The following is a 14,695-nucleotide window of genomic DNA, read 5'->3' on the forward strand; positions in this document are numbered from 1 at the left end:
GTCGGTGTTGGATTCGACGACAAGGGGCTTTGACCAATTACGGCAGAAAGGATCGACTATTATAGCGATCGATGCCGTCCCGTTCAATTGTTCCATTACCTGATGAGACAGTTTTTCCCGCGCTAAATTTTCCTATTTTCAATAAAATAGCTAAAATGCACTGTTTTTCTATTTGTGTAACGGAACAATCATGGAAAAACCACTTGTGGGTGTGGTGATGGGCAGCAACAGCGACTGGCCCGTCATGGAAAAAGCCGTCGAGCAACTGGAAGCCTTTGGCGTGCCCTATGAGGCCAAGGTGATCTCTGCGCATCGGACACCGGATTTGCTGACCGATTATGCTGCCACGGCGAAACAGCGCGGCCTGACCTGTATTATTGCCGGCGCTGGCGGTGCAGCACATCTGCCGGGCATGCTGGCTGCGGGCACTACCGTGCCTGTGCTGGGCGTACCGGTGCCTTCCAAATACCTCAAAGGTCAGGACTCCCTGCTGTCGATTGTGCAGATGCCCAAAGGCATTCCGGTGGCGACTTTCGCCATTGGTGAAGCCGGTGCCGCCAATGCAGCCCTGTTTGCTATTGCCCAGCTTGCTGTTAATGATCAGACGCTCAGCGATAAACTGGAACAGTTCCGTCAAGCGCAGCACCAGCAAGTGCTGGATATGACGCTTCCCCCACAATAAAACTGACCCTCAGGCCGGCCGCTCGGTATCACCGGCCTTCTCAGATAAGTACGCCGGTTCGGACCGGCGCAGATTGCAAGAGGTTGTTTATGAATTCTCAAATTTTACCCGGTGCAACATTAGGTATGCTTGGCGGAGGCCAGCTGGGCCGGATGTTTACGACCGCTGCGCAAATCATGGGCTATAAAGTAGTGGTGCTTGATCCCGACACCCAGAGCCCGGCCGGCATCATTGCCGATAGACATATCTGCGCGGCCTACGATGATGAGTCGGCGCTGAAAGAAATGGCCGAACTCTGTGCGGCGATCACGACCGAGTTCGAAAATATTCCCGCGCAGACGCTGGCGTTTCTGGAACAGCACACCGTCGTCCGCCCCTCTTCCAAAGCACTGGCACAGACCCAGAACCGCAATGTGGAGAAGCAGTTTATTGCTTCACAGGGTATTGCCACCGCGCCGTTTTTACCGATTCTTCGCCGTGAAGATATCGCTGCCGCCGAGGAAAAAATTCAGTTCCCGGCCATTCTGAAAGTTGCCACTTTCGGTTATGACGGCAAAGGCCAGGTCCCCTGTAGCAATCTGGAGGATGTCTACAAAGCTTTTGAATCACTCGGTGAAAAAGAGTGTGTGCTGGAGCAGCGCATTGAGCTGGATCGTGAAATCTCGGTCGTACTGGCCCGTAGTGAAACCGGCAGCATTACGACTTTCCCGGTTGCTGAAAATGTTCATGTCAATGGCATTCTCCATTCCACCAGCGTGCCTGCCAGTGTTTCCGCCGAACAGGCCCAGTCAGCCATACAGAAGGCCAATGATATTGCCCGCGGTCTCGGTTATATCGGCACCATGGCGGTCGAGTTCTTCGTCTCTACCGATGGCGAGATCATCGCCAATGAAATTGCGCCGCGTCCGCACAACTCGGGCCACTACACGCTGGATGCCTGCCACACTTCACAGTTCGAGCAACAGGTCAGAATGCTCTGCGGTCTGCCCGCGGGAGACTGCGACCTGGTCAGCCCGGTAGTCATGATCAACATCCTCGGTGATGTCTGGGGCAACAGTCAGCCGAACTGGGAAAGTTTACTGGCCGAGTCTAATATCAAACTGCATCTTTATGGCAAACAGGCTGCGCGCGCCGGTCGTAAGATGGGCCATTTCAACGTGTTGGCTGCGGATACCGAGACTGCGATGGAACAGGCCAACCGTGTATTCGATGCGCTGCAGGCCAGGTGAGCCAGGGGATGAGTAATAAAGTCAGCATCGTCTATTGCACCCAGTGCCGCTGGTTGCTGCGTGCGGGCTGGATGGCGCAGGAACTGCTGTCGACCTTCGATGAAGAACTGGATGAGCTCAGCCTCAAACCGGGCACCGGCGGCATTTTTGAAGTCTATGCCAACGACAGGCTGGTCTGGTCACGCAAGCAGGAAGGTCGTTTTCCTGAAATTACCGAGCTGAAACAACGGGTACGGGATCAGATTGCGCCGGAGCGCGATCTGGGTCATATCGACCGTAACAGGAAATAAAGACAGCTGAAGCCGGGCGTGATCTACCGCACCCGGCTTTTTTTATGCGCTCTCGACTTTTTCACTGAAGTCACAATCCTTCTGCGGACAGACTTTCTCGGTACCCCGGCTCTTGGTGGTTTTCAGCGTCAGAATCGGCCAGTCACATTTCGGGCAGGGCTCTTTCAGCGGTTCATTCCACAAGGCGTAATCACAGTCCGGATATTCCGAGCAGGAATAAAACACCTTGCCCCGGCGTGATTTGCGGGTCAGGATTTCGCCCTTCTCACACTGCGGACATTTCACCCCGGTATTCTTGGGTTGTTCCAGCGACTCAATATGTTTGCATTTGGGGTAACTGGAGCAACCGATAAACTTGCCGTATTTGCCGGTACGAATCCACAGATCGGAATCACACTTGGGACATTGACGGCCTTCCACCACTTCCGGCTCATTACTGGTTTCTTCACCATCGATATTGCGGGTGTAATCGCATTCCGGATAACCGGTGCAGCCGATAAAGCGGCCGCTGCGTCCGAGCCGGCTGGACAGTTTTTTACCGCATTTAGGACAGTCTTCATCCAGTACTTCCTGGGTGACATCACTGCGCTGAACTTCTTTATCCTTGGTCTCCACCTGCTCTTTGAACGGCGCCCAGAACTTGGTCAGAAGCGGAATCCATTCTTCTTCACCTCGCGCGACCGCATCGAGTTCATCTTCCAGTTCAGCAGTGAAGTTGTAATCCACATACTTGGTGAAATGCTGAACCAGAAACTTACCCACTACGCGGCCGACATCGGTCGGGTGGAAACGTTTGTTCACCAGCTCGACATACTCGCGCTGCAACAAGGTCGAAATGATACTGGCATACGTCGAGGGCCGGCCGATATCGTGTTCTTCCAGTGCCCGTACCAGACTGGCTTCACTGAAGCGCGGTGGTGGCTCGGTAAAGTGCTGCTCGGGACGGATTGCTTTCAACGTTACCACTTCGCCCACTTCCATCGGCGGCAGCAGGTTTTCATCTTTATCGGTTTTAGCGGTATCGTCTTTGCCTTCCAGGTAAACACTCATAAAGCCCGGATTAACGACGGTAGAGCCGTTGGCACGGAAGGTATTGCCCTTGCCACAGCCCAGGTCCACAGCGACGGTATTGAGAGTCGCATGTACCATCTGACAGGCCATCGTGCGCTGCCAGATCAGCGTGTAGAGTTTGAGCTGATCGGCTGACAGGTAGGCTTTCATCTCCTCCGGTGTCCGCAGTACCGAAGTGGGTCGAATCGCCTCATGCGCTTCCTGGGCATTTTTGGATTTGGTTTTGTATTCCTGCGGTTTGCCCGGCACCATTTTTTTGCCGTACTTCTCAGCGATGAAGTCACGGATTTCATTGATGGCTTCATTGGCCAGCGAGACCGAGTCGGTACGCATGTAGGTAATCAGACCGACCGCGCCGTCACCGGTATCCACGCCCTCGTAGAGCTGCTGCGCCAGACTCATGGTACGCTGGGCACCGAAGCCCAGTTTGCGCGAGGCTTCCTGCTGCAGCGTGGAGGTAGTAAAGGGGGCAGCCGGGTTACGGCGACGCTGTTTCTTTTCAACATTGGTGACCAGCAGCTTACCTTCGGCCGCCTTGTTCAGTTTGGCTACGACATCGCTGGACTGCTTTTCATTGTCGATGCTGAACTGGCTCAGCTTATCGCCTTCGAAGTAGGTCAATTTGGCCTGGAAAGCCTTGTCATCCGCTGCCGCATCGGCTTCGATAGTCCAGTATTCTCTGGGCGTAAAGGCTTCGATCTCCAGCTCACGCTCGACGATCATACGTAAAGCCGGGCTTTGCACCCGCCCCGCAGACAGACCGCGGCGGACTTTTTTCCAAAGCAACGGCGACAGAGTGAAACCGACCAGGTAATCCAGCGCCCGTCTTGCCTGTTGGGCATTGACCAGATCCATCGACAATTCCCGCGGATGGGCGACCGCGTCATTCACTGCCTGCTTGGTGATTTCATGGAAGACAACACGATGCGTTTCTTTATCTTTCAGCGCGCCTCGCTTTTTCAGCAGCTCGTAAAGGTGCCAGGAAATGGCTTCCCCCTCGCGATCCGGATCCGTCGCGAGATAGAGCGCATCGGCTTTTTTCATCGCTTTGGCAATCGCATCGACATGCTTGCTGTTACGGTCAATAACCTGGTATTTCATGGCAAAGTTATTCGCCGGGTCGACCGCTCCCTCTTTAGGTAACAGATCGCGGACATGGCCATAAGAAGCCAGCACCTCGACATCTTTACCCAAATATTTTTTGATGGTCTTCGCCTTGGCCGGCGATTCGACGATAACTAATTTTTTTCCCATATTCACCCGTGCTCTTGCAAGCTTAGATTCCTGTCTCTGCGCTGCTGGCTGTTTTCATCAGACCCGTAGGGTCTGCCTGCAGAAGCAGCACATAAAACAAAGCCCGCTAGTTCGCGGGCAGAGTAATGATTCATTTTTTCGGCGCCGTTTTAATGGATAACCGCCTCCATGTCCTCAAACACCAGATCTTCCATCCAGGCAAAAGCCACTTCTCTGCCCGGCTGATAGAACAGTACCATCAGCACCACCCATTTAAGCTGGTCCAGATCGATTTCTTCAGTTTCCAGTGCCATGACCTGCTCAATGACCACTTCGCGGGTTTCGACATCCAGCACGCCGACCTGTTCCAGAAACAGCAGATAACCGCGGCATTCAACGTCCAGGCGCTCAACTTCATTATCATTGAAAACGCGCATGCTGGCATCACGATTGAGCGGCCGTTCGGCAACAACGGTCATGTTTTCCAGCCATTCCAGGGCTTTGTGGATTTCCAGTTCCTGGAAGCCGACGCGTTCGAGTTCCAGTTCCAGGGTGTCTTTGTCGGGTTTTTGGCTCTCTTCAGTGTCGATGTAGTTCTCAAACAAATACAGCAACACATCAATGATATTTTCTTTCATTCGATTCTCTATTGAAGGAGGGACTGGTTTTTTACAAACCCGTTCGTACGTATCGTCCGCCCGGCAATGACGCCACCTCGCCTTCTAACTCCAGTAATAACAGCATGGATGAAACCGCATCGGCCGTCAATCCGCTGTTTTCTATCAGCTTGTCTATGGGAATGGGGTCAAATCCCAGATGTTCAAATAAAATCCGGTAATCCCCGTCTTTTTCATGTGAAGAGGATCCAGCCTCTTCAATTTCTGCTTCCGGTATATTCACCCCGGCCAGTGCGCCCAATTCTTCCAGAATATCATCGGCCGTTTCCACCAGCTTGGCCCCTTCTCTGATCAACTGATGACAGCCGCGAGACAGCGGGTTGTGAATCGAGCCCGGAATGGCAAACACCTCCCTCGCCTGCTCCATCGCCATTCTGGCAGTAATCAAAGAGCCGCTTTTGAGGGCGGCTTCCACAATCAGGGTGCCCAATGACAGGCCACTGATGATTCGATTACGGCGAGGAAACAGCTCCGGTCTGGGAGAAGTGCCGAGCGGAAGTTCGGACACCATCGCCCCCTGCTCAACGATCTGATGTGCCAGATCGCGGTGCTGGGCCGGATACACCCGATCCAGTCCGGTCGCTACCACCGCCAGCGTTTTGCCGCCGGCAGCCAGTGCACCTTTATGTGCCGCCCCATCAATGCCGGCTGCCAGACCGGAAGCGATTGTTAGACCACCAGTGGCCAGATAACGGGCAAAATCATAAGCTGTATTGCGACCTGACGGTGACGGGCTGCGGCTGCCAACTATGGCAAGTTGCCACTGGCTCAGCAAGGAGGCATCTCCCTGTACATAAAGCAGCATGGGCGGGTCGGAAATTTCCCTGAGCAGGGGAGGATAACGGGCATCATCATAGGTGATCAAATGACGATTATCCTGATCCAGCCAGGCCATATCGGCTTCAACCTGTTGCCAGTCCGGCTTGCGGATACCGTCCATTACCTTTTCACTCACGCCAGTGAGCTGCTTAGGCTGACGGAGAATCTCCGCGGGACTGCCGTATTGTTCAAGCAGCCTGGTAAAAGTGACTGGACCCAGGCCCGGTACGCGCTGCAGGGCAATCCAACAAGCGAGCGCGTCTTGCTTGTTGGTGCTCATCCCTTCAACACCTCAGGGTGCGCTTTTGACCCTATCGAGCAGGTGGATAGCGCGGGTCGCTTTCATCACAATGGCGTAGCTGACCTTTTCGTAAGTCTTGAACACCATGGCTTCACCGGCATGTTCGTCCGGCAGCGTCACCATGTCCTGCGGTTGTTCCGTCACCTGATCACGGATAGTTTCACCAGCCTGGAATACTGACAGCACATGACCGGTCTCCAATCCATCACGCGCGCCCAGGTTGATGACCACGATCTGATACTGCCCCACCTGCGACACCCCGTCGAATACAGAAATGATACGGCCATTCATGGCCTCAGCCGGTGAGCGGGGAATAAAGTTGAGGTCATAATCATCCTCTTCCACTTCCAGCAGGCGGTCACCGATCTGAACTTCACGGTTTGTATAAGTGAGATCAACCTTGGCCGGATCGCCCGGCGTCACCACCGTGGCATCACCGGTATAAATCGCTTCATAGCCGAGGATTTCATCGGTCTCCGGATCGGTATAGACCTTGCCACCACGGAAAATGCTGTATTCATTGATATCATCATTGCTTACGCCACGGGCATAGACATAATCCCCGGAGCCGGAAATCAAACGCTCATCGGCGCTGGCTACCACGTAAGGCGCATTATCCAGCACCTCAGCACCAACGACCTTGGGTTTGGTCAGGAATGGACCAATGGCTGACAGCGGTATAGTCGGAATCGGTTTATCCAGCAGGCTTTCGCGCACTTGCGGCGATAGTTTGACGGTGCGTTGGCCGCGATTGATTTCCAGCATGGGCCGGCCATCACGCCAGACCAGAGAGAGTTCATCACCGGGATAAATCAGATGCGGGTTATCAATTTGCGGATTGACGTACCAGATATCCGGCCAGTGCCAGGGGTATTTGAGGAACATGCCGGAAATGTCCCACAGCGTATCGCCTTTTTTAACAACATAGCGTTGTGGGTGGTCAGGGTTGAGTTCGACATCGTTTGCTATCAGCGGCAGGCTTAACAGTACAAAAAACAGGCTTAAGACAATGCGTCGTATCATCGAGCTATCCTCATGGCATGAACGTTACCCTGATCCATTATTTGAGTAACAACAGCCATAGTGTGTTATAAGCTTAGTCAGTAATCAAGCAATTAGGCAACTTTAGGCCATTTCCCGCGGTCATTCAGAGGAATTCGTTATGGCTGCGCCCCGATCACGGTTTTCAACCACGGAGTCAATGATGAAAGCGTTATCCTTAACTTTGCTGGGCTTTACTACCCTCTTTTCCGCCTCGACCCTTCTGGCACAGGGCGATCCGCAGGCAGGTAAAGCCAAATCCGCCGTCTGCGCCAGTTGTCACGGTGCCGATGGTATTGCTCTGATGCCGATCTACCCGAACCTGGCCGGCCAGAACGAAGAATATCTGGTGTCAGCGCTCAAAGCCTATCGCAGCAAGGAACGCCAGGGCGGAAACGCCGCGTTGATGCATGCCATGGCAGCAAATCTGTCGGATGAAGATATTGCCAATCTGGCCGCCTATTACGCCAGTCTCAAATAAACGGTCTTCTGACTTGTTTGCATTAATGGCGGCCTCGGCCGCCTTTTTGTTGGGACTTTATTTTCCAAGACGCTGCCACCAGATTAAAATAGAGAGATTGAAACAAGGTTCTGATTATCGGAACAGAAACAGGTACCAACATGGCTATTTTGAATATTTTGCATTATCCCGATCCGCGCCTGCGTAACCAGGCAGCACCGATTGAAGCGGTGACCGATGAGATTCGTCAGCTCGCCGATGACATGCTGGAAACCATGTACGAGGCCCCTGGTATCGGGCTGGCCGCGATCCAGGTCAATGTGCAGAAGCGTCTGATTGTGATCGATATTTCCGAGGACAAAAGCGATCCCCTGATTCTGATCAATCCGGAAGTGATTGATGCTGAAGGTGAGAGGGAATTCGAGGAAGGCTGTCTGTCGGTACCGGAAGCTTACGAGGCCGTGACCCGTGCTGACAGAATCAAAGTCAAAGCGCTTAACCGTGACGGCGACCAAATGGAGTTCGATGCGGACGGCCTGCTTGCCACCTGTATACAGCACGAAATCGACCACCTTGACGGCAAACTGTTTGTCGACTATCTCAGTAACCTGAAACGTCAGCGCATCAGGAAAAAACTGGAAAAGCACCAAAAGCAAAAACTATAAGGACAAACTACCCCTAATGCGGATTATTTTTGCCGGTACGCCGGATTTTGCTGCTGAAAGTTTGAAAGCATTATTGAACAGCGAGCATGAGATCTGTGCCGTTTACACCCAGCCGGATCGTCCAGCTGGTCGCGGTCGTAAGCTGACGCCCAGCCCGGTTAAACAGCTTGCCATGGAGCACGCTATCCCGGTCGAGCAGCCGCTTAGTTTCAAAACACAAGACAGCCTGCAAACCCTCGCCGCTTATCAGCCAGACCTGATGGTTGTGGTCGCCTATGGCCTGCTGCTGCCGCAGTCGGTGCTCGATACACCGCGTCTTGCCTGCATCAATGTTCATGCTTCATTGCTGCCACGTTGGCGGGGTGCAGCACCTATACAGCGTGCCATTCTGGCCGGCGACACCGAAACCGGTGTCGGCATTATGAAAATGGAAGCCGGTTTGGATACCGGGCCGGTGCTGCTCGAGGCCCGCTGCCCTATCAACGAATCTGATACCGCCCAGGACTTACATGACCGGCTGGCAGCACTGGGGGCTGAGACGCTGTTGCAAAGTCTGGACGATATTGAAACCAGACTTAAAGAGGCCAAACCGCAGGATGACAGCCAGTCTACCTACGCCAGAAAGCTCGATAAGCAAGAAGCCCGGATCGACTGGCAGCAACCCGCCCAGCAGATTTTGCGTCAGATCCATGCCTTCAATCCCTGGCCGGTAGCGCAGACCCAATGGCAGGGTGAAACCATGCGGATCTGGCTGGCAACGCTGGGTGACAGAACACGGAACGGTCAGCCCGGTGAGATCATTGCTGTCGGTAAACAGGGGCTTGATGTGCAGACCGGTGACGGTGTTTTACGAATTAAGGAATTACAGATGCCGGGAAAACGTGCCATGTCGGTACAGGATTTCCTGAACGCGAATTCAATCGCAGCAGGAGAAATCCTTGGCTAAGGCCTCCGCCCGCAGTGTTGCCGCCCGCATCCTGACTGCCGTCATGTCAGAGCAGCGCTCACTGACAGCAGTCCTCGCTGAACAAATCAAGCAGGTTGATGAACGCGATCGTGGCTTTTGTCAGCAACTCTGCTATGGCGTTTTACGCTGGCAGCCGCGACTAACGCTGATCGCAGACAAGCTGCTAAAAAAACCGCTTAAGCATAAAGATGCCGATATTCGCGCCTTGTTGCTGATCGGTCTGTATCAATTGCGTGAGTTACAGACACCGCCGCATGCCGCCATTTCTGAAACCGTCAACGCGGCTAAACAGCTGGGCAAACAATGGGCAGGCGGGCTGCTGAATGCTTGCCTGCGTAACTACCAGCGTCAGCAAACAGAGATTGACACTGCGCTTGAACAAAACGAACAAGCCGTCCATGCCCACCCTGAATGGCTACTGAAACGTTATCAGCAGGACTGGCCCGAACACTGGCAACAGATTTGTGAAGCCAATAATCAGCAGCCGCCGATGATGCTGCGGGTCAACCGCCAGCAGAGCGATCGTGAGCGTTACCTGCAGTTACTCGCCGAACAGGGCATTGCAGCACAGGCACTGGAGGCCGGTAATGCAGCCATTCTGCTGTCCAGCCCCTGCGATGTTCATAACTTGCCCGGATTCTTTGACGGCAGTGCCTCGGTACAGGACGGTGCCGCCCAGATGGTAGCGGATTTGCTGGCAATACAGCCAGGTCAGCGCATTCTCGATGCCTGTGCTGCCCCCGGCGGCAAAACCGGTCATATTCTCGAACAGGCACCGGATAACTACTTGATGGCGCTGGATATTTCCGACAAACGGCTGGAATCCATCGCCGAGAATTTGTCACGGCTGAACTTCTCCGCCTCGCTGGCTGCCGCCGATGCCGCTGATACCGGGCTCTGGTGGGATGGTGAAGCTTTTGATCGAATCCTGATTGACGCCCCCTGCACCGGTAGCGGCGTGATTCGACGCCATCCGGATATCAAACTGCTGCGAAGGCCAGAAGATATTGACCAGCTGGCACAGACTCAGCAGCAATTATTGGATAATCTGTGGCCATTGCTGAAACCGGGCGGTCTGATGGTTTACACTACCTGCTCTGCTTTCAAACAAGAGAACGAGCAGCAAATTGAAGCGTTTCTGCAACGACATCCGGATGGCGCTGAAGTCAGGCCTGACAAGCCCCCAGCGCAACCACGCCCGTTCGGCTTTCAGCGACTGCCCGGTGACGATGTCATGGACGGCTTTTATTATGCCTGCCTGCAGCGCCGCTAAATATTGGCTGCGTCTGGCCGCATTTCTGCTGCTCTGCTTCAGCAGCCTGGCTCATGCCACTATTTTCAGTGTCAATAACCCCCGGGTGAATCAGGTTGGCAACGGTTATGTGCTCAGTGCACAGATTGACTACCCGTTGACGCCGCGCGTTATTGAAGCCTTGCACAACGGCGTGCCCATCACCTTTTTTCAGGAACTGAAGCTGGTTGAAAGCTTCCCGATACTGGGCCGCTTCTGGCAATGGGAAACCACTTTGTGGCAGAGCCGTCTGCATTACGAGCTTCGCTATCATGCCCTGTCCGAACAATATGTTCTGAAAGCGCTGGAAACCGATGATCAGCGGAATTTCCCACATCTGGAAGGGGCGCTCAAAGCGCTGGGTAATATTCAGGATCTGAGTCTGCCGCCTGAATTTACCCAGCAAGCTGACGATCTGTTATTGCTAATCCGAAGCGGTCTGGATTTAGGCGCGCTGCCGACCCCGATGCGGCCCGGCGCCATGATTTCCAGCAAATGGCAGTTAACCAGCCCCTGGGTCAGAGCGGTATGGCCCTAGCCTTTATCAAACGCCTCAGCTCGGGCACCGCCCCCTACTTCTCTCTGGCCTTGCTGTTGCTGGCCATGGCCTGGCTGCTCAGTGCGGCGACACAGGACAGTTCACGACTGAATGATCTGTTTCTGATGATTTTCGGTATTGGTCTGCTGTGCCTGTTACTGCTGGCCGCGATACTGGCCCGTAGTCTATACCGTCTTTACCGCGATTTTAAACGCCATGAAGCCGGTTCCCGCCTCACTGTGCGGCTGGTCAGCCTGTTTGTCCTGCTGATCCTGGTGGCGACCACCATTGTTTACGGCTTCTCGATGCACTTCCTGCATCGCGGGATCAACAGCTGGTTTGATGTCAAAATCGAACAGGCACTGAATGACTCACTGGAACTGAGCCGCACCTCCTTCGGTATCCGTATGCGGACCCTGCTGCGCCAGACCCGGATGATGGCCGGCGTACTCAGTGAATTACCCGACTCTGAGCTGTCTCATAGCCTGCGTGATCTGAACAACCTCAGCGGCGCACTGGAGGTCAGTATCTGGGGCATGGACGGTACACCGGTCGCCTCCAGCATTGAAACCCCGACCATCATGGTGCCGGACCGGCCCAATGACAGCATTATCAGCCAATTACTTCAGGGGGAAGATTATATTGGTCTCGACCCCACTGAAAACGATGATTTGCGTTTACGCGCCACCGTGCGTATCCCGCGTCAGTCGGTACTTGCCGAAGAGCGCATGCTGAATGTTTTATTCCCCATTAATGACCGACTCAGTGATCTGGGTGAGACCGTACAGGCCGCTTATACCGATTACAAAGAGCTGAGTTATCTGCGCAAACCGCTGATAACCGTCTTTACATTGAGCCTGAGCCTGATTGTCTTTCTGACCATTCTGGTATCGATCTGGTTTGCAATATGGATTTCCAGACGTATTGTCGAGCCGCTGCAGGATCTTGCTGAGGGTACTCAGGCCGTGGCCTCGGGTAACTACAATATGCAGCTGACGGCATCGGGCCACGACGAAATCGGCTTTCTTGTACGTTCCTTCAATCAGATGACGCAACGACTGACCCAGGCTCATAACGCCTCTCAACGCAGTCATCGGCTACTGGAACAACAGACCAGCTACCTGACCACTGTGCTGGGCAGCCTTTCCAGTGGCGTAGTAACGGTTGATAAGCGCCTCTATCTGCATACCGCCAATAATGCCAGCAGCAAAATCCTCGGCATCAATCTGCAACAACGGCTGGAGAGCCCTTTATCCAAACTGGCCAGGCTCAATCGGAATATGCAGACTTTTTGCCAGATGATTGAAAACTGTGCCGGCAAGGGGCTGAACTGGGAACAGCAGATCGAGATGCAGAAATCCAAGGGCAACCAGACGCTGATCTGTCATGGCACCCGTCTGCCCAATAATGCCGGCTGGGTCGTGGTCTTTGAGGATATTACTGCCCTGCTGCAAGCTCAGCGGCATGCGGCCTGGGGCGAGGTAGCACGTCGTCTGGCTCATGAAATTAAAAACCCGCTGACACCGATTCAGTTGTCGGCAGAACGACTGCAACGCAAATACGGCTCCATGGTTCCTGCCGAACAGAGCGAGGGCCTGAACAAGTTGACCGACACCATCGTGCAACAGGTAGAGGCAATGAAGGAAATGGTCAATGAATTTTCCGAGTATGCCCGTACTCCGGCACTGCAACTGCAATGGCATTCCATTGGCCAGTTGATCCGGGAAGTGCTGACTATGTATCAGAGCAATCCACATCACCAGTTTGCCCTGTTGAACAGCCGTGAGGAAATCCTGATTCGCGTCGATGCCAACCGCTTCCGTCAGGTCATGCACAATCTGTTGAAAAATGCCATCGAAGCCTGCGAAGATGCAAACTCACCGGTCGATATCGTGATCAGTTATCATCCTGTCGAGAGCCAGCAACAGCAGTGGCTGGAAATTCATATCCGTGATCATGGTCCCGGTATTCCCGACGACATTATCGATAAATTGTTCGAACCCTATGCCACGACCAAACACAAAGGCACCGGGCTGGGTCTGGCCATCGTCAAAAAAATCATCGAAGAACATGGCGGTGATGTCTGGGCAGAGAATCACGGACCGGAAGGAGCAAGTATAATTATCAGATTACCACTGGAGGATCATCACTCGTGAGTGCTGATAAACCCTTAATTCTGGTTGTCGATGACGAGCCCGATATTCGGGAACTGATTAGAGACATTCTGGAAGACGAAAATTATCAGGTCCGTATCGCCGCCAACGGTGAAGAAGCCAAGGCTGAATTTGACCGGCAGTTACCCGACCTGGTGCTGCTGGATATCTGGATGCCTGATATCGACGGCATCACGCTGCTAAAGGACTTTAAGCAACAGAACAAAACCGTCACCATTGTGATGATGTCAGGCCACGGCACCATTGAAACGGCTGTTGAGGCCACCCGTCTGGGGGCTGCCGATTTTATCGAAAAGCCCTTATCAATGGCCAAGCTGTTGCGCGGTGTCGAGATGGCGCTGGAGAATCGCGCCAAACAGGTTGCGATTCAGCGTGAATTATCGCAGGTACCGGTAGGTAAAAGCAGCCAGATCAGCCTGCTGCGTGAGCAGGTCGAACGCATCGCTCGTCATGATATGCCTATCATGCTGGTCGGTGAGCCGGGTGCCGGCAAACATTGTTTTGCGCATTATCTGCATAGTCTCGGTAACTACGCTGATGGCAAATTCATCGAAGTCAGTCCGGAAAGCTTCCCGCTCGACAGCCACAAAATTAAATCGCTGGCCAAGGGCAATTGCCTCTATATTAACGATCTGGCCCTGCTCAGTGATGAAGCCCAGGCCTTGCTGCTGCACCTTTTGGAGAGTAAGCAACTTAATGAATGTCAACTGGTTTGTGCCACCCAGTATTCGCTTCAGAAAGCGGTCGATAATGAGGATTTTCTCGACGGCCTGCTGTACCAGCTCAACACTATCACGCTGTTGATTCCCTCCCTGCGCGAACATATCGAAGACATCCCTGAGCTGGTACATCACTTTGTCGATCTCCAGACCACCCAGGCCGGATTGCCTTATCGGCGCTTCAGTGTCGCTGCCCAGAACCGGCTGCGCAATCATGACTGGCCGGGCAATGTGCTGGAACTGAAAAACGTTATCCAGCGGCTGCTGGTCCTGGGTGATGGCAATGATATTGATGTCGCCGATATTGAGCAGGCCCTGGAAACTGAAGCCGAAGCGGCCGGCGAGGGCGAAGAAACCATCAATTTCGATTTACCGCTGAGGGAAGCCCGCGAACAGTTCGAACGCATCTATTTGTTGCATAAGTTGCAGGAAACAGAGGGCAATGTAGGCAAGGCCGCGAAACTCGCCGGTATGGAGCGGACTCACCTGTATCGCAAACTACGATCATTGGGTATCGATACCAAGCAAATCTAGGAAG

General features: G+C 53.7%; 14 protein-coding genes. 10 read left to right on the plus strand and 4 right to left on the minus strand.

The features are described 5' to 3' along the window. Window positions 1–190 precede the first annotated feature (190 nt). From purE to FH755_RS03505, 3 genes are all read left to right on the plus strand, one after another. The gene (gene purE, locus FH755_RS03495) at window positions 191–682 is read left to right on the plus strand and encodes a 5-(carboxyamino)imidazole ribonucleotide mutase (protein ID WP_292438708.1); all 492 of its coding nucleotides are present in this window, start codon (window positions 191–193) and stop codon (window positions 680–682) included. An 89-nt stretch (window positions 683–771) separates the two neighbouring features. Beyond that, window positions 772–1,911 (plus strand): 5-(carboxyamino)imidazole ribonucleotide synthase, encoded by a 1,140-nt coding sequence (locus FH755_RS03500; protein ID WP_292438709.1) that lies wholly within the window; start codon window positions 772–774, stop codon window positions 1,909–1,911. Between the two features lie 8 nt (window positions 1,912–1,919). Continuing rightward, entirely contained in the window at window positions 1,920–2,201 is a 282-nt protein-coding gene (locus FH755_RS03505; protein WP_292438711.1) for a SelT/SelW/SelH family protein, read from the plus strand. A 42-nt stretch (window positions 2,202–2,243) separates the two neighbouring features. Here FH755_RS03505 and topA read toward each other — a convergent pair whose 3' ends face one another. The 4 genes from topA to FH755_RS03525 form a co-directional block, all read right to left on the minus strand. Continuing rightward, complete coding sequence (gene topA / locus FH755_RS03510) at window positions 2,244–4,526, minus strand: type I DNA topoisomerase (RefSeq protein WP_292438713.1); 2,283 nt, start codon at window positions 4,524–4,526, stop codon at window positions 2,244–2,246. A 149-nt stretch (window positions 4,527–4,675) separates the two neighbouring features. Further along, the gene (locus FH755_RS03515; protein WP_292438715.1) at window positions 4,676–5,143 is read right to left on the minus strand and encodes a DUF494 family protein; all 468 of its coding nucleotides are present in this window, start codon (window positions 5,141–5,143) and stop codon (window positions 4,676–4,678) included. 31 nt (window positions 5,144–5,174) lie between these two features. After that, window positions 5,175–6,281 carry a DNA-processing protein DprA gene (gene dprA, locus FH755_RS03520; protein ID WP_292438717.1) on the minus strand — a complete coding sequence of 369 codons (1,107 nt, stop codon included), beginning with the start codon at window positions 6,279–6,281 and terminating at the stop codon, window positions 5,175–5,177. A gap of 12 nt (window positions 6,282–6,293) precedes the next feature. Then, a complete protein-coding gene (locus FH755_RS03525; RefSeq protein WP_292438719.1) occupies window positions 6,294–7,325 on the minus strand; it encodes a LysM peptidoglycan-binding domain-containing protein in 1,032 nt (343 codons plus the stop codon). A gap of 139 nt (window positions 7,326–7,464) precedes the next feature. Here FH755_RS03525 and FH755_RS03530 point away from each other — a divergent pair, with 139 nt between their 5' ends. From FH755_RS03530 to FH755_RS03560, 7 genes are all read left to right on the plus strand, one after another. Continuing rightward, window positions 7,465–7,824: a cytochrome c gene (locus tag FH755_RS03530; protein ID WP_292438721.1), complete on the plus strand. Its 360-nt coding sequence runs from the start codon at window positions 7,465–7,467 to the stop codon at window positions 7,822–7,824. A gap of 140 nt (window positions 7,825–7,964) precedes the next feature. Further along, window positions 7,965–8,468 (plus strand): peptide deformylase, encoded by a 504-nt coding sequence (gene def, locus FH755_RS03535; RefSeq protein ID WP_292438723.1) that lies wholly within the window; start codon window positions 7,965–7,967, stop codon window positions 8,466–8,468. Between the two features lie 16 nt (window positions 8,469–8,484). Continuing rightward, entirely contained in the window at window positions 8,485–9,414 is a 930-nt protein-coding gene (gene fmt / locus FH755_RS03540) for a methionyl-tRNA formyltransferase (RefSeq protein ID WP_292438725.1), read from the plus strand. Beyond that, entirely contained in the window at window positions 9,407–10,708 is a 1,302-nt protein-coding gene (gene rsmB / locus FH755_RS03545) for a 16S rRNA (cytosine(967)-C(5))-methyltransferase RsmB (protein ID WP_292438727.1), read from the plus strand. Before fmt ends, rsmB begins: the two co-directional genes overlap by 8 nt. Further along, complete coding sequence (locus tag FH755_RS03550) at window positions 10,686–11,264, plus strand: DUF4390 domain-containing protein (protein WP_292438729.1); 579 nt, start codon at window positions 10,686–10,688, stop codon at window positions 11,262–11,264. Before rsmB ends, FH755_RS03550 begins: the two co-directional genes overlap by 23 nt. Then, complete coding sequence (locus FH755_RS03555) at window positions 11,222–13,420, plus strand: ATP-binding protein (RefSeq protein WP_292438731.1); 2,199 nt, start codon at window positions 11,222–11,224, stop codon at window positions 13,418–13,420. Before FH755_RS03550 ends, FH755_RS03555 begins: the two co-directional genes overlap by 43 nt. Next, on the plus strand, window positions 13,417–14,691 hold the full coding sequence (locus tag FH755_RS03560; RefSeq protein ID WP_292438733.1) for a sigma-54 dependent transcriptional regulator: 1,275 nt from the start codon (window positions 13,417–13,419) through the stop codon (window positions 14,689–14,691). The genes FH755_RS03555 and FH755_RS03560 overlap by 4 nt, the downstream gene beginning before the upstream one ends. Window positions 14,692–14,695: the final 4 nt, after the last annotated feature.

Origin of the sequence: Methylophaga sp., assembly GCF_009711715.1 — a bacterium.
In the GTDB taxonomy this organism is placed as follows: Bacteria; Pseudomonadota; Gammaproteobacteria; order Nitrosococcales; family Methylophagaceae; genus Methylophaga.

Excerpts from the sequence above, each read along its gene's own strand:
- topA (WP_292438713.1), bottom strand. The coding sequence starts at position 4,526 with ATGGGAAAAAAATTAGTTATCGTCGAATCGCCGGCCAAGGCGAAGACC.
- fmt (WP_292438725.1), top strand. The coding sequence starts at position 8,485 with ATGCGGATTATTTTTGCCGGTACGCCGGATTTTGCTGCTGAAAGTTTG.
- FH755_RS03515 (WP_292438715.1), bottom strand. The coding sequence starts at position 5,143 with ATGAAAGAAAATATCATTGATGTGTTGCTGTATTTGTTTGAGAACTAC.
- FH755_RS03550 (WP_292438729.1), top strand. The coding sequence starts at position 10,686 with ATGCCTGCCTGCAGCGCCGCTAAATATTGGCTGCGTCTGGCCGCATTT.
- dprA (WP_292438717.1), bottom strand. The coding sequence starts at position 6,281 with ATGAGCACCAACAAGCAAGACGCGCTCGCTTGTTGGATTGCCCTGCAG.
- FH755_RS03505 (WP_292438711.1), top strand. The coding sequence starts at position 1,920 with ATGAGTAATAAAGTCAGCATCGTCTATTGCACCCAGTGCCGCTGGTTG.
- FH755_RS03530 (WP_292438721.1), top strand. The coding sequence starts at position 7,465 with ATGGCTGCGCCCCGATCACGGTTTTCAACCACGGAGTCAATGATGAAA.
- purE (WP_292438708.1), top strand. The coding sequence starts at position 191 with ATGGAAAAACCACTTGTGGGTGTGGTGATGGGCAGCAACAGCGACTGG.
- FH755_RS03525 (WP_292438719.1), bottom strand. The coding sequence starts at position 7,325 with ATGATACGACGCATTGTCTTAAGCCTGTTTTTTGTACTGTTAAGCCTG.
- def (WP_292438723.1), top strand. The coding sequence starts at position 7,965 with ATGGCTATTTTGAATATTTTGCATTATCCCGATCCGCGCCTGCGTAAC.
- FH755_RS03555 (WP_292438731.1), top strand. The coding sequence starts at position 11,222 with ATGGCAGTTAACCAGCCCCTGGGTCAGAGCGGTATGGCCCTAGCCTTT.
- FH755_RS03500 (WP_292438709.1), top strand. The coding sequence starts at position 772 with ATGAATTCTCAAATTTTACCCGGTGCAACATTAGGTATGCTTGGCGGA.